At 40.5% G+C, this 21,983-nt stretch carries 18 protein-coding genes; 2 read left to right on the top strand and 16 right to left on the bottom strand.

The window, feature by feature from the left end:
- Nucleotides 1-38: 38 nt before the first annotated feature.
- From aroB to ACZ47N_RS10985, 7 genes are all read right to left on the bottom strand, one after another.
- Entirely contained in the window at nt 39-1,100 is a 1,062-nt protein-coding gene (gene aroB, locus ACZ47N_RS11015) for a 3-dehydroquinate synthase (RefSeq protein WP_464886611.1), read from the bottom strand.
- The gene (aroC, locus tag ACZ47N_RS11010) at nt 1,088-2,218 is read right to left on the bottom strand and encodes a chorismate synthase (protein ID WP_464886610.1); all 1,131 of its coding nucleotides are present in this window, start codon (nt 2,216-2,218) and stop codon (nt 1,088-1,090) included. The genes aroB and aroC overlap by 13 nt, the downstream gene beginning before the upstream one ends.
- A 12-nt stretch (nt 2,219-2,230) precedes the next feature.
- On the bottom strand, nt 2,231-3,055 hold the full coding sequence (pheA, locus tag ACZ47N_RS11005; RefSeq protein ID WP_464886609.1) for a prephenate dehydratase: 825 nt from the start codon (nt 3,053-3,055) through the stop codon (nt 2,231-2,233).
- Between the two features lie 30 nt (nt 3,056-3,085).
- The gene (gene aroA, locus ACZ47N_RS11000) at nt 3,086-4,366 is read right to left on the bottom strand and encodes a 3-phosphoshikimate 1-carboxyvinyltransferase (protein ID WP_464886608.1); all 1,281 of its coding nucleotides are present in this window, start codon (nt 4,364-4,366) and stop codon (nt 3,086-3,088) included.
- Nucleotides 4,308-5,474: a prephenate dehydrogenase/arogenate dehydrogenase family protein gene (locus ACZ47N_RS10995; protein ID WP_464886607.1), complete on the bottom strand. Its 1,167-nt coding sequence runs from the start codon at nt 5,472-5,474 to the stop codon at nt 4,308-4,310. The genes aroA and ACZ47N_RS10995 overlap by 59 nt, the downstream gene beginning before the upstream one ends.
- A gap of 18 nt (nt 5,475-5,492) precedes the next feature.
- Entirely contained in the window at nt 5,493-6,494 is a 1,002-nt protein-coding gene (gene aroF / locus ACZ47N_RS10990; protein WP_464886606.1) for a 3-deoxy-7-phosphoheptulonate synthase, read from the bottom strand.
- A gap of 400 nt (nt 6,495-6,894) precedes the next feature.
- Complete coding sequence (locus ACZ47N_RS10985) at nt 6,895-7,635, bottom strand: phosphatase (RefSeq protein WP_464886605.1); 741 nt, start codon at nt 7,633-7,635, stop codon at nt 6,895-6,897.
- Between the two features lie 461 nt (nt 7,636-8,096).
- Between ACZ47N_RS10985 and ACZ47N_RS10980 the strand changes: the two genes are divergently transcribed.
- Both ACZ47N_RS10980 and dapG read left to right on the top strand, forming a co-directional pair.
- Nucleotides 8,097-8,771 (top strand): RRXRR domain-containing protein, encoded by a 675-nt coding sequence (locus tag ACZ47N_RS10980; RefSeq protein WP_464886604.1) that lies wholly within the window; start codon nt 8,097-8,099, stop codon nt 8,769-8,771.
- A 362-nt stretch (nt 8,772-9,133) separates the two neighbouring features.
- Nucleotides 9,134-10,363, top strand: coding sequence for an aspartate kinase (gene dapG, locus ACZ47N_RS10975; RefSeq protein ID WP_464886603.1), 1,230 nt, complete (start codon nt 9,134-9,136; stop codon nt 10,361-10,363).
- Nucleotides 10,364-10,366: 3 nt separating this feature from the next.
- On the opposite strand, the gene ACZ47N_RS10970 is transcribed toward dapG, so the two are convergent.
- From ACZ47N_RS10970 to ACZ47N_RS10930, 9 genes are all read right to left on the bottom strand, one after another.
- On the bottom strand, nt 10,367-10,693 hold the full coding sequence (locus ACZ47N_RS10970; protein WP_464886602.1) for a YerC/YecD family TrpR-related protein: 327 nt from the start codon (nt 10,691-10,693) through the stop codon (nt 10,367-10,369).
- Nucleotides 10,694-10,712: 19 nt separating this feature from the next.
- A complete protein-coding gene (locus ACZ47N_RS10965; protein ID WP_464886601.1) occupies nt 10,713-12,638 on the bottom strand; it encodes a glycoside hydrolase family 13 protein in 1,926 nt (641 codons plus the stop codon).
- Nucleotides 12,639-12,654: 16 nt separating this feature from the next.
- Nucleotides 12,655-15,144, bottom strand: coding sequence for a glycogen/starch/alpha-glucan phosphorylase (locus ACZ47N_RS10960; protein WP_464886600.1), 2,490 nt, complete (start codon nt 15,142-15,144; stop codon nt 12,655-12,657).
- A gap of 15 nt (nt 15,145-15,159) precedes the next feature.
- Nucleotides 15,160-16,602 carry a glycogen synthase GlgA gene (glgA, locus tag ACZ47N_RS10955; protein ID WP_464886599.1) on the bottom strand — a complete coding sequence of 481 codons (1,443 nt, stop codon included), beginning with the start codon at nt 16,600-16,602 and terminating at the stop codon, nt 15,160-15,162.
- Between the two features lie 30 nt (nt 16,603-16,632).
- Nucleotides 16,633-17,751, bottom strand: a complete 1,119-nt coding sequence (gene glgD / locus ACZ47N_RS10950; RefSeq protein WP_464886598.1) for a glucose-1-phosphate adenylyltransferase subunit GlgD — start codon at nt 17,749-17,751, stop codon at nt 16,633-16,635.
- Nucleotides 17,748-18,992: a glucose-1-phosphate adenylyltransferase gene (locus ACZ47N_RS10945; RefSeq protein ID WP_464886597.1), complete on the bottom strand. Its 1,245-nt coding sequence runs from the start codon at nt 18,990-18,992 to the stop codon at nt 17,748-17,750. Before ACZ47N_RS10945 ends, glgD begins: the two co-directional genes overlap by 4 nt.
- 147 nt (nt 18,993-19,139) lie before the next feature.
- Nucleotides 19,140-20,048, bottom strand: coding sequence for a homoserine kinase (gene thrB / locus ACZ47N_RS10940; RefSeq protein ID WP_464886596.1), 909 nt, complete (start codon nt 20,046-20,048; stop codon nt 19,140-19,142).
- A gap of 54 nt (nt 20,049-20,102) precedes the next feature.
- Nucleotides 20,103-21,395, bottom strand: coding sequence for a homoserine dehydrogenase (locus ACZ47N_RS10935; RefSeq protein WP_464886595.1), 1,293 nt, complete (start codon nt 21,393-21,395; stop codon nt 20,103-20,105).
- A 53-nt stretch (nt 21,396-21,448) separates the two neighbouring features.
- Nucleotides 21,449-21,895, bottom strand: coding sequence for an ACT domain-containing protein (locus ACZ47N_RS10930; RefSeq protein ID WP_464886594.1), 447 nt, complete (start codon nt 21,893-21,895; stop codon nt 21,449-21,451).
- Nucleotides 21,896-21,983 lie beyond the last annotated feature (88 nt).

The raw sequence follows: 21,983 nt of genomic DNA, 5'->3' as shown, positions 1-21,983 counted from the left end.
AAAAAGGCAAAACCCTAATTTCATGGGTTTTGCCTTTTTCACGCCATTAATCGTAAGATTTCTTCCTGGGACAATAAAATCTCTTCCACCTGATCTGGCTCTTTGGGAAGTAGGAAAGAAATATAATGATCACGATTCTTTTTATCACTGACCATGGCTTTCACTAAAGCTTCTGAAGAGGACAACTCGCACTCTTCTTCCGTAGGAATCAAGCCAACCAGTTTCTTGTATTCTTCACATTTTTCTGGTGGAATCCAGTTCAGCCTACAGGCCAAATCTAATTCGTAGAGCATCCCCCTTCTTACTGCCTCCCCATGAATCATCCTGAAGTTAGAAAGCTTTTCTATCCCATGACCAGCTGTATGACCGAAATTCAGTACTTTTCTCAGTCCTTTTTCCCGTTCATCTGCCATCACAATTGTATTTTTACACACAATGCAACGTTTAATGAGTTTAGTCATGACCTCTGGTTCTCTTCGCATCACATCATTCCAATGATTACGGATCCATCCAGTCATTTCGCTACCTTGTATAATGGCATACTTAACGACCTCTGCACATCCACCCCAAAACTCTGTATCCGGCAACGTTTCCAAAACAACTGGATCGATCCAAACAGCCTGGGGCTGATAAAAACTTCCCACCATATTTTTTCCAGATTGCAGGTTAACTCCGGTTTTGCCGCCAACACTGCTATCGACCTGAGATAAAAGTGTGGTTGGTATTTGGATCCAAGAAATCCCCCGCATATAAATCGAAGCACAGAACCCAGCTAGATCTCCAACGACCCCACCACCTAAAGCAATAATTCCATCATATCGGTTAATCCCCGCTTCTGCCATTCTTTCCATGATTTCTTCAACCTGATGAAGGCTTTTTGTTTTTTCACCAGGACGAACTTGAATCTTAAGAATGCAATATCCTTTTAGTTTCTCCACCAGTGACGATAATACAACGGAAACATGATCATCCGTTAACAATATCCAGCGTCGCTCTTTCAAGATTTCTTCCATTTCTGGCAGCAGTGATTGTTGTAATAGATGTGGCTGAATCAAAATCGGGTAGGATCTCCCTTGAAAATCTGCTATTATTCGATCCATCTACGTTTCATCTCCTTAAAGGAATCTGCTCCAAAAGACTCCAAAAAAACCTCTGTAACTGCCATTTTTACAACCGCTTCTGCAACAACCGCTGCTGCTGGTACAGCACAGGTATCGCTTCTTTCTACGGCTGCTAGATGAGTTTCTTTCGAAATATAATCCACGGTTTTCAACGGTTTCATTAATGTGGGAATCGGTTTCATGGCACAACGTAATACCAAATTCTCTCCATTGGACATGCCACCTTCCACTCCACCAGCATGATTAGTTCTTCGATGAAATCCATCCTCTTCCTTATAAAATATTTCATCATGAACCAAAGAACCGGGTTTTAAAGCTGATTCAAACCCATCTCCCACCTCCACCCCTTTAATACCTTGTATGCTCATTAGCGCACCAGCCAACCTGCCATCCAGTTTCCGATCCCAATGAACATAACTCCCCAGGCCTACAGGAATCCCTTTTATCTGGATTTCAATAACACCTCCCAGTGTATCTCCATCACTCTTGGCACCATCAATGGCTGCCATCATCAATGCTTCCGCCTTTTTGCATACGCATCGCACAGGTGAATCTTCAGCAGCCTTTAAAGCTTCAAATGTCACTGGCTTATTCTCTATGGCAACCTTTCCTATGCTGCGCACATGGCTGGCTACCTCCATATTAAATTGGGATAAGAGCTGTCCTGCCATGCTTCCGGCTGCCACTCTAGCCGTTGTCTCTCTGGCACTACTTCTTTCCAATACATGTCTCATATCTTCAAAACCATATTTGATGGCACCTGCTAAATCTGCATGCCCAGGCCTTGGATGGCTGACTTTTTTATAGTCTAAATCCCCTTCAAAAGGATCCATCCCTTGTATCCAGTTTTCATAGTCTTTATTCGGGATCGTAAAGGCAATGGGACTTCCCAAAGTAATGCCACCTCGGATACCAGATAAAATCTGAATTTTATCTTTCTCAATTTTCATTCGTCCACCTCTTCCGTATCCCCTTTGTCTTCTGGAAAGATGGTGGTCGATGATTTCTTTTGATATTGGCACACCAGCAGGCATTCCCTCAATAATGCCGGCAACAGCCTGACCGTGGGATTCACCGGCAGTTAGTAATCGTAGCATGATCGCCCTCCTCTATAATGGTTTTTCTGACCTTGGAAAAGATCCAAAAACATACAGTTTCCTTGTTTTCATTCTTAATTTTAACAAAATCTCTCTGATTGGATCTTCTTCTTGATGTCCATAAAAGTCAATAAAAAAAATGTATTGGCCTAACTCCTGCTTTGCTGGTCTGGACTCAATTCTTGATAAGTTGATGTTCTCATCCGCGAATATTTTTAATATCTGATATAAGCTGCCTGGCTGATCTTGTTCAAAAGAAAAGGCTATTGCTGTTTTGTCTGCTCCCGTCGGATCTTTTCGTCCTCTCCCCAGCTTAATAAACCTTGTCTGATTAAATCGATTGTCCTGAATATCCATCGCCGCTATTTTCAATCTGTTGTGATCACCAGCCCACATGCTAGCGATCGCGGCATACTGACTTCCTTTTTCCTTAGCTGTCCTACATGCAGCTGAAGTGCTTTCGGATCCAATTAATTTTATATGTGGGTATTCTCTTCGAAAGTAACGACGACATTGTTCTAATGCCTGCGGGTGAGAAATAACATACTCCACTCCAGAGATATCCCCTGAATCATTAAATAGATGATGCCTAATCCGATAGGTAACTTCTCCCTGAAGTACAATATCCTTTAAATCCAGCAAACTATCCATAACTGCTGTCACCGCACCTTCTGTGGAGTTTTCCACTGGCAACCACCCAAAAGGTAAAACCTCATGCTCCATTTTTTCCAATACATCCATAAAAGATTCGCACGCCACTGGTTCCAGTTCTGGAAAAGCTTCTGCAAGTGCTAAGTAGCTATAAGACCCTTTGGGTCCTAAATATCCACATTCCATCCCTTGATCTCCTTCCCACTTATTCCTAATTTATGATTTTATCAATTCACCGATAACTTCCATAAATCCAGGGAAGGATACCGCCATGCAAGATTCATTGGTAATTTCAATGGTATCTTCTGACAATAAACCTGCTACTGCCATGGCCATTGCAATTCGATGGTCTCCATGGCTGTCTATGCGTCCAGCTTTTATTTTCTGCGGTCCATGGATCACCATTCCATCTTCCAGGGTTGTTACTTCAATTCCTACTTTTTCCAATTCCTCTGCCATGGCGCTTATTCGATCTGTTTCTTTCACCCGAAGCTCTGAAGCACCAGTGATTTTAGTAGTTCCTTTGGCACAGGCAGCAGCTATGGCTAAAACAGGAATTTCATCAATTAAGCTGGGTATAACTTCTGCACCGATTTCAACAGCATCCAGCTTTGCTCCCATGATATGAATATCTGCTATTGGTTCTCCACCAACCTCTCTCTGGTGGTTTATTTTAATTTCTGCACCCATCTGCTGAAGGACATTTATAATTCCTGCTCTTGTCGGATTAATGCCTATGTTTTCTAGAATAACATCAGATCCCTCTAAGCAGGCAGCTGCCACCATCAAAAAAGCAGCGGAGGAAATGTCTCCTGGCACTTCAATATGAGTACCTTTAAGTTTTCCTGGTGTTACCTTTCGACTTAAGCCGTCAGAAACCACAGATATACCAAAGGATCCCAGCATGCGCTCTGTATGATCTCTGCTGGCTCTTGGTTCAGTAACACACGTAGTACCATCTGCAAAGAGACCAGCCAGTAATACAGCTGATTTAATCTGAGCGCTTGCTACGGGCAGTTCGTATTCAATAGCCTTTAGCTGTCCGCCGCGAATTGCTAAGGGTGCTTTTCTCCCATTTTCCCTTCCATCAATAATAGCACCCATTTTACGTAACGGAACTGCAATTCGCTCCATAGGTCTGCTGCGCAAGGAACCATCTCCAGTGATAACCGAATGAAAATTTTGACCACTGAGAATTCCAGCCATCAACCTCATAGTAGTTCCAGAATTCCCAGCATCCAAAATATCTTGAGGTTCAATAAGACCTCTTTGACCTCTGCCTATAAGGCATAGCCTATCTTTTTCCTCTTGTACCTGTACACCCATTTGTTTAAAACATGCAATGGTCGAAAGACAATCTTCACCTTTTAAAAACCCGTCGATGGTGGTTTTTCCCTCGCTGATTCCAGCTAGCATGACAGCTCGATGACTAATGGATTTATCCCCAGGAACTCGACATTTCCCCTTTAGTTTCTTCACACGATGTACGGTTAACATGATTTCCCTCTCCTTTTTGCCGGGTGAACACAAATCCTTCTTCTCCCAAGGCCTTCATCGCACGTTTTTCTTCTTCTGCTTCCGCAAAAGCCAGACGTACGGCGCCTTTTTGACTTTCCCTGGCATGTACTATTTCAATTTCCTTTATATTGGCCTTTGCTGTCCCCACCAGGCTGGTAATATGAGCCAAAGCACCTGGCTCATCTTTAACTTCCACATAAAGCTGATACCATTCTGGTAAGTAATCTTTTCCCGTCTCCGACAAAAAATCTCGATATCTCTTTCCTTTTTCAAGGGATTCAAGCATCTCACTTCTCCTCCCTTGGCTGAGGTATTCATGAAAATCATTTAATACTTTTTTAAATTTTTCAACTCCTAAGAGCAACTCCCGCTGATTATAGAAAAAAATTTCCTCCCACATTGCTGGATTTCCAGAAGCAATCCTTGTGGTATCTCTAAATCCGCTTCCTGCAAAGTTCTTCAACTCTTCATCCTGTTCTTCTTCCATCATGCAGGTCAATACAGACGCTAAGCAATGAGGTAAATGGCTGGTCCTCGCCACAATATAATCATGCTTTTTAGGACTGATGATGACAGGAAAAGCACCAATCATGGACACCAGGGATTTTAATCGACCCACTGCTACATCCGATGTGTCTGCTGTTGGTGTTAAAAAATAATAGGCATTTTCAAATAAATATGGGCTGGCTGCTTCTACACCGCCTTTTTCAGAGCCAGCCAAAGGATGTCCGCCCACAAATTGAACACCCTTGTTTAAGACACTGGCCGCATTTACTGCTGCTTCTTTCACACTCCCTAGGTCTGTTATAATAGCCCCTTTAGGCACATATTCAGTGATTTTTGTCAATATTCTTTCGTAATACCCAACAGGCACGGCCAGCATAATCAAGTCGGCTTTTTTTACAGTTACTGATAAAGATGTTCCAATTTCATCAATAACCCCCATCGCTTTAGCCATCACTAGGGCTTCTTGATTGATATCAAATCCAGTGATCTTGCAAGAAAGGTTTCTTTCTTTTAATGCCAGTGCAAAAGAACCTCCCATCAGCCCTGTGCCTATCAAGGCTACTTCCTTAAAGTCATCCATCACACCACCTCCCAGACCTTATCGAACTGAATATATTTTTTGAATCGTATTCATCATTAATTTGAAATTATCGTATTTAAGTGACTGACCTCCATCAGACATGGCTTCTTCTGGATGATTATGAACCTCTACCATCAAGCCATCAGCACCAGCCGCTACAGCAGCTTTTGCCATTGGTTCCACTAATGACCATTTTCCAGTACCATGGCTTGGATCAACGACAACCGGCAAGTGGCTAAGCTCCTTCACTACTGGTACCGCACTTAAATCCAGTGTGTTTCGAGTGTGTTTTTCAAAGGTACGTATCCCTCTTTCACACAAAATCACATTAGGATTCCCTTTGGAGAGAATGTATTCTGCCGACATCAACCATTCTTCAATAGTGGCACTCAACCCTCGTTTTAACATGACTGGCTTCTTGCTAAGACCAATTTGCTTCAGAAGGGCATAGTTTTGCATATTACGAGCACCAATTTGAAGAATATCAGCATATTCAGCAACCATGTTCACATCGTCTTGATCCATTACTTCTGTCACAATGGATAAGCCAGTCATTTCCTTGGCTTTTTTCAAGATCTTTAGCCCTTCTTCTCCTAAACCTTGAAAACTGTAAGGAGAGGTTCTTGGTTTAAACGCTCCACCTCGAATCATATTAGCGCCGCTTTCTTTTACATTTTTTGCTATCTCTAACAACTGTTCTTCATTTTCAACTGCACACGGGCCAGCGATTACTACCATGCTACCATTTCCAATTTTGGTTCCATTTACTTTAACAACAGTATCCTCTGGATGAAAATCTCTTGATGCTAACTTAAAAGGATTTAACACATGAATCAGCCTTTCAACGTTTTCATTTGCTTCAATTTGCCCTGGATTGATTTTTCGGGTGTCTCCCACTAATCCTAGAATAAAATGATTGGATCCTTGGGATTCATGAACCTCACAACCTAGACTGATCATTTTTTTCATGATTTTTTCCACCTTTTCTCTGGGTGTACCAGACTTCATCACAATTACCATACGATTACCTCCTTGGTTTCTTATCAATAAAAAAAGAGTGCCTCTTTCTAAGAGACACTCTTTGCGTACACACCATCATCATTTGTACCATGACTATACACTTGTAGTCTACACTGGTGATAGGGTCCATTTGTTCCTAGAAAGAACATATTTCTTTGAAGTTTTTACCAACGCAAAAGTTCCAGCGCTAAAATAAAAATAGCCCCAGAAGTAGGTAAAGAAATATGCTTCACATATATTTTTATGTTTCTTTCCAGTTAATGACAACATGGCTTCACACAGCTTTCTTTGATTAGTTTATGGAAATTTTCAGTAATTAAAAAACATTATAAACATCTTTTAAGGATCTGTCAACCGATATTTAGAATTCTTTTAATCACCTTTGATTCCTTTAACCCTGCTATTGTGGTTTAATCCGTCTTTCCCCATCCAAAGTCTCCAAATATTTTTTTAGCTTCTCGGATTCACTACAGAGTACCAAGGATTCTGGCATGTTTAGCTGCCGAATCATGTCATGAGCTTTTTCGAATTTTCCTACATCCCAAGAAATATGAGCATCACTTCCGACTACCACTGGCACTTTGTAATTTCGACAGGTTTCCAATATTTTAAAACAACGATCCCAGCTACCTTGTCTAAAGCTATCCGATGTTAAGGAACTGTTATTGATTTCAATGAGTTTTCCATATTTCCCAGCAGCTTCTACCATTCTTTCTATTTGAACTGGATATGCTGGGTTTCCAGTATGCCCTAGAATATGAACATAAGGATTTTTCATTACTTGGATCAACGCATTGGTATTCTCTTTTTCGCTTCCAGGTTTAATGCATGGAAGGTGAAAGCTAGCAATAACAAGATCTAACTGCTGTAAAATACTATCTGGCAAATCCAAGCTGCCATCCATTCCAACAATATTCACTTCTGCTCCCTTTAACACTTCCACTCCATACATAAATGTCGGTAGGACTTTTAGATTCCGAAAGTATAGCTTCGATGCAGCGTGAGGCATGGCAGGGCCGTGATCGGTGATGGCAATAAGGCTCAATTTTTTTTCTGATGCCTGTTGTGCCATTTCTTGAACAGTACTATAGGCATGTCCACTTGCAATCGTGTGACAATGGGTGTCCACATGTAATTTCATCTTATTTCCTCCAATACACGAAACAGATAATTCGTTTTTGAATTGAGAAAAGAAATCCTAAATAGCTTTTAAAAAAATCTATCTTGTAGTAGGATTATATCAGAAGTGAAAGCTAATGAAAACTCAACCATATTATTATATAGAAAGAGGGATTTGGTCAATAACCCACCACTTATGCCCTGATGGGCATGAAAGTTGGGGGCTTGTTTTAGGGCAAGCCCATGTTGATTAGCCTAAGTGCTTCGAGCACTCCGTTAGCCTTGTCATAATATCCGTGGATGTCTATCCCAGTCTGCGGCACTATTGTCCGTCATTAAACAGTCCTGTTGGGTAGGGACCGTGTGGCGAACTGAACCCTCACAGAGGGAAGGCAAGCTTGGCTAACATTGGCGAGGGATACCTTACTGGCAAGCATTTGTTTGTCAGCCTTACAAGTAATTTGTAGAAAGGAAGAATTCTATATGGTGTACGTGCTGTCAATTACAGGAAAGCTTCTCATGCCCACCAATCGGCATGGGAAGGTCAGACACATGCTCAACGCTGGAAAGGCTAAAGTGGTTCAGAAAACACCTTTTACCATCCAGCTTCTTTTTGAAACCACCAGCTACACACAACCCATCACATTGGGCGTGGACGCTGGGAGTAAAACCGTGGGGCTAAGTGCTTCCACTAAGAAGCAGGAGGTTTATGCTGCAGAGGTAAATCTTCGCACTGACATGGTAGATTTACTCTCCACCAGGCGTCAAAACCGCCGAACAAGGAGAAATCGCCTGCGGTACCGAAAGCCTCGATTTCTAAATCGGGTCAAATCAAAGAAGAAAGGCTGGTTAGCACCTTCGGTGAACCACAAGGAAAGCCGCAAAATGGGCGGGGACTCCCCAGGGAACCTGGTCACCCTATGCGAAACCTGCCACAAGGCCTACCACCGGGGCAAGATTGAACTTCACTTAAAACCATCCCCCAGTTTCAGGAATGCTGCCTTCATGGGCATCATGCGGTGGAGTTGTTACAACCGTCTGAAAGAAAAGCACCCACAGGTTCACCTGACTTACGGCTACCTGACGAAGAACAACCGCATCGCTGCAGGATGGAAAAATCCCACATCAACGACGCATATTGTATCGCCGGCAACCTGAACGCTAAGCGGGTCACAGAAACCTACCTGTGTGCGTTTAAGCGAAAAAACAACCGCCAAATCCATAAAGCCAACTTCCTTAAAGGCGGGAGAAAGAAGCAAAACCAGGCACCCTACCAGGTGCAGGGGTTTCGGCTTTATGACCAGGTGGACTACCTGGGAGAAACGGGGTTTATCTTTGGTCGAAGAACCAGTGGTTATTTTGACATCCGAAAGCTGGATGGTACAAAAATTCATGCCAGTGCAAGCCACAAAAAGCTTCAACTGCTACAACCAACCAACACATTACTGATAGAAAGGAGGCTGGCCGGGTAGCCATCCCCCCCCTTAGAGAAGTGGGGGGAATCCTGGCCTAAAAGAGAGATGAAGATCATTGTACAAAAATTTGGTGGTTCTTCTTTAGCAACCCCCCACAGTCAAGAAATGGCTGTAAAAAAAATAGTCCATGCTATTCAAGCTGGCTATATCCCCGTTGTAGTGGTCTCCGCTATGGGGCGAAATGGTTCTCCCTACGCTACGGACACACTAAAAAATCTTTTATCCATTGATGGTTCCATAACAGACTCTCGCCACATGGATTTACTGTTAAGCTGTGGCGAAGTAATTTCAGCCGTCGTACTCTCCAACCAGCTTCAAAAAACAGGCTATGAGTCTGAAGCCCTTACTGGATGGCAAGCTGGCATTGTCACCAACGATCATTTTGGTTGTGCAGAAATATTGTCTATCGAAAAGGATGTTTTGCAGCTCTATCTGGATAAAAGAATTATCCCTGTAGTAACAGGCTTTCAAGGAATAACCGCCAACCAAAAAGTTACTACTTTAGGTCGTGGTGGATCCGATACAACTGCAACAGCCCTTGGTGCCGCATTATCTGCTGAATGCGTAGAGATATATACGGATGTAGATGGCATTATGACAGCAGATCCTCAAGTCGTTCAAGATGCCTGTATTCTGGATGAAATCCATTATGACGAAGTTTTCCAAATGGCTGATCAAGGCGCAAAAATTATCCATCCCCGTGCTGTTGAAATTGCTCGTCAAAACAACTTATCCTTACGGATAAAAAATACCCATTCTAATCATCCTGGCACACTAATATGTTCTCAGCGCCAACAATTTGATCTGGGTTATGCTTCCCATGATCCACAAAATCTTTTAACTGCAGTAACGCAAAAAAACAATATTGCTCAAGTTATCATTTCTCAAATTGAAACAGGGCTTCAGGATGAAAGCCATCTTTTTTCAACAATGGCCGACTTAGGAATCAGCATTGATATGATCAATTTTTCCCCAAAACGCAAAATGTTCACCATCAGTAATGAAAAAGTTTCTGCCTTAACCGATTTATTAAAAAAGTACCCTGTAAAGTTCAGCGTGACCACGGACCTTAGCAAAGTTACTGTCATCGGCAACCGAATGACCGGTATACCGGGTGTTATGGCAAGGGTTTTTTCTGCTTTGGCAAAGGAAAAAATAGAGATTCTTCAAAGCTCAGACTCTCACTCCACTATTTCCTGCCTCGTAGTAGAAGACCACGCCACCAAAGCAGTACAAAGCCTTCACCATTTTTTTAGTCTCCATCATAAGAAATAAGCATCATCCTTCTAAACGCTGTAAAATCCGCTGATATCCATCTGCACCATAAAGCAGACAGCGATTCACTCGGCTAATCGTTGCCGTGCTAGCACCTGTCTGCTTTTCTATTTCTGTATAAGTCTTTTTTTCCTTAAGTAATTTGGCCACTGCCAATCTTTGGGAAATAGACTGTATTTCTTTGATGGTACAAATGTCTTCAAAAAATCGATAACAGTCTTCTTCTGTTTCCAAGCTTCGTACTGCTTTGAAAAAATCATCCACGAAAGGATCTTTTAATTTAGACTCATATGCCACAGGATCACCTCTGCTTCTTATTCTTTTTGCCACTTCTAAAACCCACGCTACATTAAGGACCACCTGAAATCGTCACAAAAACTGCCCCAGACCTGGGAGCTAAGGTAATTTGGATTAAGCGATCCTCAACGGAAACTTCCTTTTCATGAATTAAATCAAATATTTTCGAAGCATTAAGAAAGCTTACCCTTTCTTTTATGGTTATTTCTTTATCTGAAGCATTAAAAGCTAACAAAACCGTCTCTTGCCCCTTCATTGTTCTAGCAAATCCGTAATGACTATGGCCTACTGTCCATGTTTCCCATTCACCTTTGCCAAGTGTTGGATATTGATTTCTTAAATTGACCATCTTTTTTGTCCATTCCATCAATTCCCTATCTTCACGACCCCAAGGAAAAGTTCTTCTATTTAATGGATCTGAAAAACCTTCCAATCCCGCTTCATCCCCATAGTAAATCGATGGAACTCCAGGAAATGTCATTTGAAACAAACTAGCCATCTTGTACCTAGCTATTGCCATTGCACGTTTTTCATCTGAAAGCTTAAATTTTATTTTATCTGTTTCTGTCAGGGATTCAGGGTCTGGAGCTTCTCCCAAAATTGTTAAGACTCTTGGTCGATCATGGCTTCCGATTAAGTTCATACAACTATAAAAATGAGTTTTGGGATAATTTTCATACAAACTCATTAGAGAGGCATGAGTTTCATTCCCAGTTGTATTTCTTAACAAAAAATCCAACAGAATGTTTCTAAATGGATAGTTCATCACTGCATCTAACTCATCTCCCAATAAATATTCTCGCTTTTCACCGTAGCTTGATTTATTGGAAGCATCTTCCCATACCTCTCCTATTAAAACAGCTTCTTCATTCTCTTCCTTTAACGCTGTTTTTAATTCTTTGATAAACTTAGCAGGAAGTTCGTCTGCTACATCTAAACGCCATCCTGCTGCCCCTTTTTTTATCCAATGTCGAACAACACTATCTTCATTTTGATAGATAAATTGCTTGTAGGAATGTTCTAACTCATTGGTATTTGGCATGGTGTCAATTCCCCACCAGCAATCATAATTTTGGGGATGTTCTTTAAACCGAAACCACGGGTAATAAAAAGAATTCTTCGATTGATAGGCTCCTATGGTATCATAGTTTTCTTCACGATTAAAGTATCGGCTGTCACTTCCCGTATGGCTGAAAACACCATCCAAAATTATTCTTATTCCCTTTTTTTCCGCTTCCTCACAGAGCTTCTGAAACACCGCTTCTGTTCCAAGTAAGGCATCTATTTTCATATAGTCTCCAGTATCATATCGATGATTACTCGCTGCTTCAAAAATCGGATTAAGATAGATGATGCTAATGCCTAATTCTTGGAGATACGCTAATTTTTGAATAATTCCTTCCAAATTCCCCCCATAAAAATCCCATTTCATAACATTACCTTTTGATGGGTCTTTTATATAAATAGGATCATCTTCCCATCTTCCGTGGATTACGCTGTCTTTTTTCACAGCCCGTATACACTCATTTTCTAACCCGTTAAAAAATCGATCTGGAAAAATTTGGTACATAACCCCGTCCCTATACCATGATGGGATTTCAGACTCTCTGTAGACGGTCATTTGATAGGAATAAGGAATGTTGCGGCTTATCGCCCCTACTCCTCCTTGTCTTTTCCTATTATTCCCATAGTAATAAACTCCTTCTGCTGTTTCAATGATAAAGTAATACCAAAGCAAACAAGGAACTTCAGAACTCTTCACTTGGACCTGAAAAATGTCTTCCTTGTCTGCAATTGGAGTCATCTCATAAAGCGTTTCACCTTGATGATCTCGCCATACCCTGAGATAGACAGTATGGGCCAAAGAAAGTAAAGATCCAGTAATGCTTATGGCTACCTTTTGAAAACAAGGAGCAGCCCCAAAAGGGCTGCGATATTTTTTTTGGTGAGAGTCATGCAACAAAAGAGAATCTTGCATTTTAACACCTGCTTTCTTATTTTTTATCAACTGCTTTCTTAGATTTAAGGACCGGTAACCGCCATACCTGTTCATTATAGTCCTTAATGGTTCTATCACTGGAAAAAGAACCTGCTGCTGCAATATTGAGAACCGCTTTTTCCCACCACACTTCTGGTTTTTTATAGTCTAATCCCAATCGAGTGTGTGCTTGACAATATGCCTCAAAATCTTTTAACAAAAAGTATGGATCCGCCATTCCGTAGTTCCCATAAATCAATCCTTCATATAGACCCCGAAACATATCTGGATGTTCCGAGTCTAGAAATCCATTAACAAACTGATCCAGCACTCGCTTTAGGTCAGGACTTGTCTCATATAGCTCCTGGGGATGATAATGGCCTCTTTTATAGTATTGGGATACTTCTTCCGCTGTCAGGCCAAAAATGTACATATTTTCCGAACCAACAGCCTCTTTCATTTCTACATTTGCTCCATCTAGGGTTCCAATGGTAAGTGCTCCATTCAACATAAACTTCATATTCCCAGTGCCAGATGCTTCTTTTCCCGCCGTTGATATTTGTTCGCTGACATCAGAAGCTGGAATAATCTTTTCCGCTAAAGAAACACGATAGTTTTCCATGAAAACCACTTTGATTTTATTCTGTACCCGTGGATCGTTATTAATTTTTTTTGCTAAGGTATGAATGAGCTTTATGATTGTTTTGGCGTTATGATACCCAGGTGCAGCCTTTGCACCAAATATAAAGGTGCGCGGATGCATTGAAAAATCAGGATTTTCCAATATTTTATTGTATAGGTACATAATATGCATTGCGTTCAGCAGCTGTCGTTTATACTCATGAAGACGTTTCACATGTACATCAAAAATAGACTCTGGATTTATTTCCACTTTGTATTTCTCTTCTATATGAGCTGCTAAGTCTTTTTTATTCGTTAATCGAATTTCAGCGATGGTATTTTGTATTTTTTTATCTTTTGCATACTCTTTAAATCGTTCTAATTGATGGGGCTCTTTCATCCATCCATCACCAATATGATCTGTCAGCAATTCAGCCAATTTGGGATTCGCTTTGCCAAGAAAGCGTCGATGCGTCACCCCATTGGTAATCGCCCTAAATTTTGTGGGTTCCCTTTGATAAAAATCGTTAAATACTTCTGCTTTTAAAATATCCGTATGGAGCTTGGCAACGCCATTAACAGAAAAAGAGCCTACAATAGCCAATCTTGCCATGTGAATTTCCCCGTATGAAATAATGGCCATCCCTGCAATTTTTTCCCATTCCCCCGGATTTTCTTTCCATAAATCTTGACAAAACATTTCGTTAATTTCATTAATGATTTCATAAATTCTAGGAAGCAATGTTTTAAACATGGCTTCAGGCCATTTTTCTAAAGCCTCCTGAAGCAGCGTGTGATTGGTATAGGCAAAGGTTTGATGCGTAATTCGCCAAGCATCTTGCCAATCCAGCCCTTCTTTATCCATTAGTATTCTCATGAGTTCTGGTATTCCCAAGGCTGGATGAGTGTCATTAATATGAATGACCACTTTTTTATGAAAGTCAAAAATATTATTGCCAGCATCTTTAAACCTTCTATGAATACTCTGAATGGAAGCTGAAACAAAAAAATACTGTTGTTTGAGTCTGAGAGACTTTCCTTCTGGGTGATTATCCTCTGGGTAAAGGACTTTTGTAATAACTTCTGCCAATTCTTTCTCTGCCACCGAATCCACATATCGTCCCTGGCCAAAAAGACCCATATCCATTGGCTTCAAAGCCCTTACTCCCCAAAGCCTCAATGTATTGACTACATCCGAATCATACCCCACCACTGGAACATCGTATGGAATCGCTTTGACACATTGTGCATTTTTGAGCATCACATATTCTTTTCCATTTTTTATAACACGTTCCACTTCTCCTCCAAAACATATAATTTCTGGCTCTTCTGGTTTAGCCACTTCCCAGATATTTCCATCTTCAAGCCAAGGATCTGGTACTTCTACTTGATAGCCATCTATAATTTTTTGTTTAAAGAGGCCATATTCATACCGAATGCCATTTCCATGACCAGATAATCCTAAGGTCGCTAGAGAATCCAAAAAACATGCCGCTAGACGTCCTAAGCCTCCATTCCCCAGACCAGCATCTGGCTCACTATTCCTAACTTTATCTAAGTCAATGCCCAACTTTTCACAAGCTTGCATGACTACTTCGTCTATTCCTAAGTTCATTAAATTATTTCCAAAAAGCCGACCCATTAGAAATTCCATGGATAAATAATACATTTGCCGACTATTTGCTTCTTGTTCTATTTCCTTTGAATATGCCCACTTTTCCATGAGACGATCGCGTAAAAGCATGCCCATCGCTTTATAGAGCTGTCCATCTGTTGCTGTTTTCAAGGTTCTGGCAAATAAGCTTTGTAGCTTCATTTCAATATCCTCTTGAAGCAGATGGATTCTTTCTTCTTGGCTTAACTCTTCCCGCTGTTTGTGTTTCATTCTTTTACCGCTCCTTTACTTGCTACTAGTAGCTTTTAAATTTTCATAGATTTCTTTATAGCGCTGTGCCGACTTTTTCCAACTATTATCCTGTTGCATCGCTTTTTCTACTAGTTTTTTCCATTCTGCAGGTTTCTGATAAAGTTCCAATCCTTCTTTTATGGTAAACAGCATCTCATGGGCATTGTAATTTGAAAACGTAAATCCACAACCTTCTCCAGATAAATCCTTATAATGATTGACCGTATCCTTCAAGCCTCCGGTTTCACGAACAATAGGAAGACTTCCATATCGTAAGGCAATAAGCTGTCCCAAGCCACAGGGCTCAAATTGGGATGGCATCAGAAACAAATCCGAAGCTGCATATCCTCTATGTGCCAACGGATTATCAAATTTAAGTTGTATGGAACATTTATCAGGATATAGGCCAGCTATTGCTTTGAGTTGTTCCTCATAATAAGAATCTCCCGTCCCTATAACCAGTAACTGCATCTCTAATTCCATCATTTCATGCAGTACATGCATCACTAAATCTATGCCTTTTTGTGGCACTAGCCTGGTGATCATCGCTATTAAAGGAACCTCTTTTTCTGGTAATCCCAGTTCCTTTTGCAAGTTCTTTTTATTTTTTCTTTTTCCTTCAATATTCTGAATATCGTAAGTGAATGGAAGCAACGGGTCTTTTGATGGATCGAACTCGTCATAATCTAATCCGTTGATGACCCCTGTTAATTTATGCCCTTGACTTCCTAAAAGCTCGTTCATCTGCTCTCCAAAATATGGTGTTTGTATTTCCTCAGCATAGGTAGGGCTTACGGTGGTTACCAAATCCGAATAATTGATCCCTCCCTTAAGAAAACTCACATTCCCATGGAATTCCAAGCCATCCACAGTAAAGTGTTCTTCTCCCAAAGTCAACAGATCCGACAAGATGCTCTTAGGAAACACTCCCTGATACTTAAGGTTATGAATGGTAAAAATCGTTTTAATGGTTTGATAGGCTGGTTTTTCCCGAAAAACCACGTCAAGCAGCGGTGCCACCATCCCCGATTGCCAATCATGGCAATGAATAATATCCGGATAAAAATCGATAAAAGGCAACATTTCTAGAACCGCTCGATTAAAAAAAGAAAATCGTTCCCCATCATCTGGGTATCCATAGTATCCTGGACGATTAAAATGGTATTTGTTATCTAAGAAATAGAAAGGAACACCTTGGTAAGTCATATATTCTAGCCCACAAAACTGGTTCCTCCATCCAACAGGGACATAAATGCTTTCTTGCCATTTAATCTGATCTTCCAACTCTGCTGGCATTTCTTGAAATTTAGGCAAGACAACTCGTACGTCTACATTTTCTTTTTTCAATGCTTTTGGCAAAGAGCCAATCACATCGCCCAACCCACCTGTTTTCACGAAGGGTGCCGCCTCCGATGCTACCATTAGCACTTTTATCATTCTTTAGCACCTCTTTCTTTCTCCCATGCGTTAAATAACGGCTTGTTTCTCCACTACTATTGGATATTCTGCATCCCCAATAATTTTTTTACCAGAGGTAACCACAACATCCTTGTCCAAAATGGCATTCTCTACCACTGCACCCTGATGAACCTGTCCTTTTTGCATAATAATGCTATTACGTACGACAGCCCCCTCATGAATGATAACGCCTCTACTAAGTAAACTATTTTCTACCACCCCTGCAATATGGCATCCATTGGCCATCAGGGAATTACGTACTTGTGCAGACTCTTGATATTTAGCTGGTGGTTCGTCTTTAACTTTAGTACTGATACTGCCATGACTTAAAAATACGTCCTTCCAGACTTCTGGCTTCAGCAAGTCCATACTATGATGGTAATAAGTCTTAATGGAATCTATTTTAGCCGCATACCCTTTATGCTCGTAGGCAAATATTTTATACCGGTCTAAGTTTTTAATAAGGGCATCTTTGGTAAAATCTCTATAGCCTCGGGCAATGCAATCATCAATTAGTTGCATAAAAAGACTTTTTTTCATGAATGCTACTTCAAGGGCTGCCGCTGGGCTCAGCATTTTACCTCTGGCTGCTGCCATATCATGGACCCGATCATTGTTATCTAAAAGCAAAGAAAGCATCCGATAATTCGTTTTTTCCGTTTCATGTAGGTTTTTATACACCATCACAATATCCGCTCTCTTTTTATGATAAAAAGTTTCAATCTTACTATAATCCATATTATATATTATATTGCTATTACTAATGAGAATATATTCCTGCCGACTTCGATTCAAATAATCCATGTGATTATAATAGTGATCTATATCTCCCAAGTTCCCAGTAAACTGATCATATCGAAAAATAGGTGGTAAAATAAATAAACCATCTCGTTTGCTGAGTAGTTCCCATTCTTTTCCAGAATCCACATGATCCAACAGGGAACGATTGTTGCTCTGGGTTACAATTCCAACATTTTTAATTCCTGAATTCGCCATATTTGATAATACAAAATCAATAATTCGATATCGTCCCCCAAAAGGAACCGCTGCTGTGGATCTTGCTCTAGTCAAATCCTTTAATTTTTGCTTTATATCTGTATCGTTAATAATCCCTACCACATTTTTCACTTCTCCACCTCCTCATATTGGATCCCATTAGGACAGCATCCAAATTCATGGCAGTTGTCGATATTAATTTCAGCACCAGCTGGAAGAGTTTTTTCCCTGCTAACCACTACATTTTCTCCCAGTACAGTTATCCCTTCTTGGCCGTTCCCAGGCTTCCCTATCTGACAGTCATCTTCAATGGTGCACTCCTCGCCGATAATACTTCTTTCAATCACCACATTTTCTCCAATAGATACATCTGACATGATTACAGAATCTCTAATAACACTGCCTTTTCCAAGAGTAACGCCTGGAAACAACACAGACCTTTCAATAGAACCATATACTTGACATCCTTCATTGACCAAAGATTTCTTTACCGAAGCTTCTGCTCCAAAATATTGAACTGGCTGATTCGGATTAACGGAATAGACTCTCCAGTCTCTTTCATACAGATCCAACTCTGGACTATCGTCCAGAAGGTCCATATTCGCTTGCCACAAGCTTTCAATGGTTCCCACATCTTTCCAATAGTGCTCAAATGGATAAGCGTACACTCGGTTACCTTCCTTAAGCATTTTCGGGATAAGATTTTTTCCAAAATCATGTTCTGACTTTGGGTCTAAGTCATCTTCAATCAATGCCTTACGCAGTTTTTTCCAGTCGAAGACATAGACACCCATAGAGGCTAAATTATTCTTGGCTTCTTTCGGTTTTTCTTCAAACTCCGCAATGCGATTATCTTTTTCTGTATTCATAATTCCAAAACGATGGGTTTCTTCCCATGGCACTTCAATCACCGCAATAGTTGCATCTGCATTTTTTTCTTTATGAACATCTACCATCTTAGAGTAATCCATTTTATAAATATGATCACCAGACAGTACTAACACATATTCTGGATCATATTGATCCACAAATTCTATATTCTGGTAAACCGCATTGGCAGTTCCCAAGTACCAATGTCCACCATCTTGACGGACATAAGGTGGAAGCACCGTAACTCCGCCATACTTCTTATCCAAATCCCAATGACTCCCAATTCCAATATACGAATTCAATATTAATGGCTGATACTGTGTTAAGACCCCAACTGTATATATTCCAGAATTGGAGCAGTTGCTTAAGGGAAAGTCTATAATTCGATATTTACCACCAAAAGGAACCGCTGGCTTTGCCAGTTTACGAGTAAGGATGCCTAAACGTGTTCCCTGACCTCCAGCCAGCAACATAGCGATTACATCATGTTTTTTCAATTTCATTCCCCCTTCTCTACCTTCTGTGATCATATATCATGGTTTGTACCCATTTTCAAAGGTTTATCACGAAATTACGGGAATAATGTCCCTTTCTTTTTAAATGCAAAAAGAAGGAGGTTGTCCCCCCCTTCTTTTACTTCGAACGAAACTCTACGATAACACCTCTGCACCTTTATTATCGCCTTTCAGCGTTAATACTTCCCACTTTCTCCCCCATTTTTCCTGGGTTTCCTGAAGCAAGCGTAAAAAGTCATTTTTCTCTCCATGGTTTTTCTGCCAATTTAGATGGGCTAGAGTCGGACCTGCACCACTTAAATACAACTGAGCGACTTGCCTTTTTTTTGCTTCGGTAAAAATATAGTCCAGTTCTGGCATCAATTTACTCCGATAGGGCTGATGCAATAAATCCCCCAGGGCGCTATTTAAAACACTAAAATCTTCTGTTAGAAGGGATGCAACCAACAAGGAAGCATTTCCCACGTTTTGAATAGCATTTTCAAAAGGAACAACTTCTGGCAACACTAACCTAGCTTCCTTTGTACTCAGGCTTACATTAGGCACTGCAATAGTCCATTCCAACTTTTCTGAAACTGGAAACTGCAAGTAGGCGGTTTTGCCATGGTCTTGAGTGGATACCACCACTCCACCTAGCAACGCAGGTGTTACATTATCAGGGTGTCCTTCTATTTCTACAGATAGTTCCAGCACTTTCTCTGGACTCATTGGTTTATTTAACAATTCATTTGCCGCTACAATGCCACCTACAATGCATGCAGCACTGCTTCCAAGCCCCCTCGATACGGGTATTTCATTAAAAACTTTAATATGCAACCCCTGCATCTGTTGACCCACTTCATCGTACACTCGTTTCATACTTTGATAAACCAGATGGGTTTCATCCACTGGAAGCATTTCAACATCTCTTCCCAAATTCTCAATTAAAAGTCCTTCTTCTCTTTTTTCCACTTCAATTCGATTATATAACCCTAGGGCCACTCCCAAGCAATCAAATCCTGGACCCATATTAGCCGAGGTAGCTGGTACTTTTACTCGAATCATACTTTTTTTCTCATTTTCATATACTCTATCTTTTTCATATTATATCGACTCCTCTTATGATAATGTTTCAACTCGAATAAGATTAGCTACTTCTGTAACAGCTTGAAACTTTCGAATCTGATGAATTGTTTTTTGAACCGCAGCTTCGTGTGTTTTATGAGTAATAAAGACAAGGGGTACCGATTCTTCTCCTTCTCCTTTTTGAATAACTGATGATAAACTAACACCATTTTCTCCAAAAGTACTAGCAATCCTACCAAGTACCCCTGGGCTATCCTTCACCATAAATCGAATATAATAGGCTGTTTTAGTTTTTTCCATAGGCATCACGCTTTTTCTATTCTGTGGAAAATCTAACTGATAGCCTTGTGGGTGAGGATGATGCCAATTTCTGGATATACTGATAATATCTCCTAGCACCGCACTGGCTGTTGGCATATCACCAGCCCCTTTTCCATAAAACATTAGCTCTCCTACTGCGTTCCCTTCAACAAAAACAGCATTAAAGGCATCATTCACTGCGGCTAAGGGGTGTTTTTCATCAATAAGCGTTGGATGTACCCTCAGTTGAATCTCTCCTTCGCACTCTGTGCCGATGGCTAGTAACTTTACGGAAAATCCAAGTTCTTTTGCATACTCAATGTCCGTTGGTGTCATGCACCGAATCCCTTCTCGGTATACCTGTTCAAACTTAACACCAGATTTAAAGCCAAGCGAAGCCAAAATAGTTAACTTATGGGCTGCATCAAAACCATCAACATCAGCTGTTGGATCTGCTTCTGCGTATCCTTTGTTTTGCGCCTCTTGTAGTGCTTCCTCAAAACTGATTCCCTCTTGACTCATTCGCGTTAAAATATAATTCGTCGTCCCATTAACGATTCCCATTATTTTTTCGATTCGATTGGCAGAAAGACTTTCACGAATAGAGTGCAGAATTGGAATTCCTCCAGCAACACTCGCTTCATAACGAAGCTGAAGACCTTTGATTTCAGCTTTTTCTGTTAACTCTTTTCCATGAAGTGCTAAGAGTGCTTTGTTGGCTGTTACAACATGCTTCCCATTTTCAATCGCTTTGTCGAGATATGCTTTTGCCTCTTCTATTCCGCCCACCAATTCTACCACTACTTGAATGCTAGGATCCTCAATGATATCCATGGGATTGGTTGTCAGAAAATCCTTATGAAGTTTTATTTCACGCTCTTTCTCCATATCTCTTACCAATATTTTGCTAATTTCTACATCTATATCCGAATTCTGGTTTAACTCTTTTTTATTCAGTTGGATTGTTTTCCAAAGACCCTGTCCTACGGTTCCAAATCCAAGCAATCCAATTTTTACTTTTTCCATCCTATGTCCACGTCCTTTTTATATTTTGTTGTCATTATCAATACCTTTTTGTTTTATTCATTCCCCATTATTTTTACTTCTCGTACCCCTTCAATGTTTTGTAGATTTTTTATTAATGTTTCTATATGAACAATTAAATCTTTGGTTTCAAGAGAAATCGTTGCATTCGCTACCTGTAAATAAGGGATATTCTGGTTAATGGTTACAATGCTTCCTTGGACCCTAGCAATTTCTTTTAAAACAGCCATTAAACAGCCGGCAATGTGATCCATCACTAAAGCGATTGTAACAATCCGTCCTTTTCCCATTTCGTAAAATGGAAATACATGATTTCGATATTTGTAGTAAGCACTTCTACTAATCCCCACTTTATCCACTGCTTCGTAGATTGTTTTTACCTCTCCACGACTTAGCATCTCATTAACCTGAACCGTTTTTTCCAATACTTCTGGCATCGCTGACGTATGTACTAAATAATATGTATTTTTTTTCGAATTCATTTTTTCACACCTTTGCAAATGTCTTTGTGAATAAGACAATCGTATTTAACCCAAGTACATACTACCATATTTGCTTCACATTTTCAAT

The sequence above is a fragment of the Tindallia texcoconensis genome (assembly GCF_055383815.1).
This window is presented reverse-complemented; position numbering and strand designations above follow the sequence as displayed.

Coding starts and splice junctions, on each gene's coding strand:
- aroB (WP_464886611.1), bottom strand. CDS start 1,100: ATGGATCGAATAATAGCAGATTTTCAAGGGAGATCCTACCCGATTTTG.
- aroC (WP_464886610.1), bottom strand. CDS start 2,218: ATGCTACGATTACTAACTGCCGGTGAATCCCACGGTCAGGCTGTTGCC.
- pheA (WP_464886609.1), bottom strand. CDS start 3,055: ATGGAATGTGGATATTTAGGACCCAAAGGGTCTTATAGCTACTTAGCA.
- aroA (WP_464886608.1), bottom strand. CDS start 4,366: ATGTTAACCGTACATCGTGTGAAGAAACTAAAGGGGAAATGTCGAGTT.
- ACZ47N_RS10995 (WP_464886607.1), bottom strand. CDS start 5,474: ATGGATGACTTTAAGGAAGTAGCCTTGATAGGCACAGGGCTGATGGGA.
- aroF (WP_464886606.1), bottom strand. CDS start 6,494: ATGGTAATTGTGATGAAGTCTGGTACACCCAGAGAAAAGGTGGAAAAA.
- ACZ47N_RS10985 (WP_464886605.1), bottom strand. CDS start 7,635: ATGAAATTACATGTGGACACCCATTGTCACACGATTGCAAGTGGACAT.
- ACZ47N_RS10980 (WP_464886604.1), top strand. CDS start 8,097: ATGGTGTACGTGCTGTCAATTACAGGAAAGCTTCTCATGCCCACCAAT.
- dapG (WP_464886603.1), top strand. CDS start 9,134: ATGAAGATCATTGTACAAAAATTTGGTGGTTCTTCTTTAGCAACCCCC.
- ACZ47N_RS10965 (WP_464886601.1), bottom strand. CDS start 12,638: ATGCAAGATTCTCTTTTGTTGCATGACTCTCACCAAAAAAAATATCGC.
- ACZ47N_RS10960 (WP_464886600.1), bottom strand. CDS start 15,144: ATGAAACACAAACAGCGGGAAGAGTTAAGCCAAGAAGAAAGAATCCAT.
- glgA (WP_464886599.1), bottom strand. CDS start 16,602: ATGATAAAAGTGCTAATGGTAGCATCGGAGGCGGCACCCTTCGTGAAA.
- ACZ47N_RS10945 (WP_464886597.1), bottom strand. CDS start 18,992: ATGAAATTGAAAAAACATGATGTAATCGCTATGTTGCTGGCTGGAGGT.
- thrB (WP_464886596.1), bottom strand. CDS start 20,048: ATGATTCGAGTAAAAGTACCAGCTACCTCGGCTAATATGGGTCCAGGA.
- ACZ47N_RS10935 (WP_464886595.1), bottom strand. CDS start 21,395: ATGGAAAAAGTAAAAATTGGATTGCTTGGATTTGGAACCGTAGGACAG.
- ACZ47N_RS10930 (WP_464886594.1), bottom strand. CDS start 21,895: ATGAATTCGAAAAAAAATACATATTATTTAGTACATACGTCAGCGATG.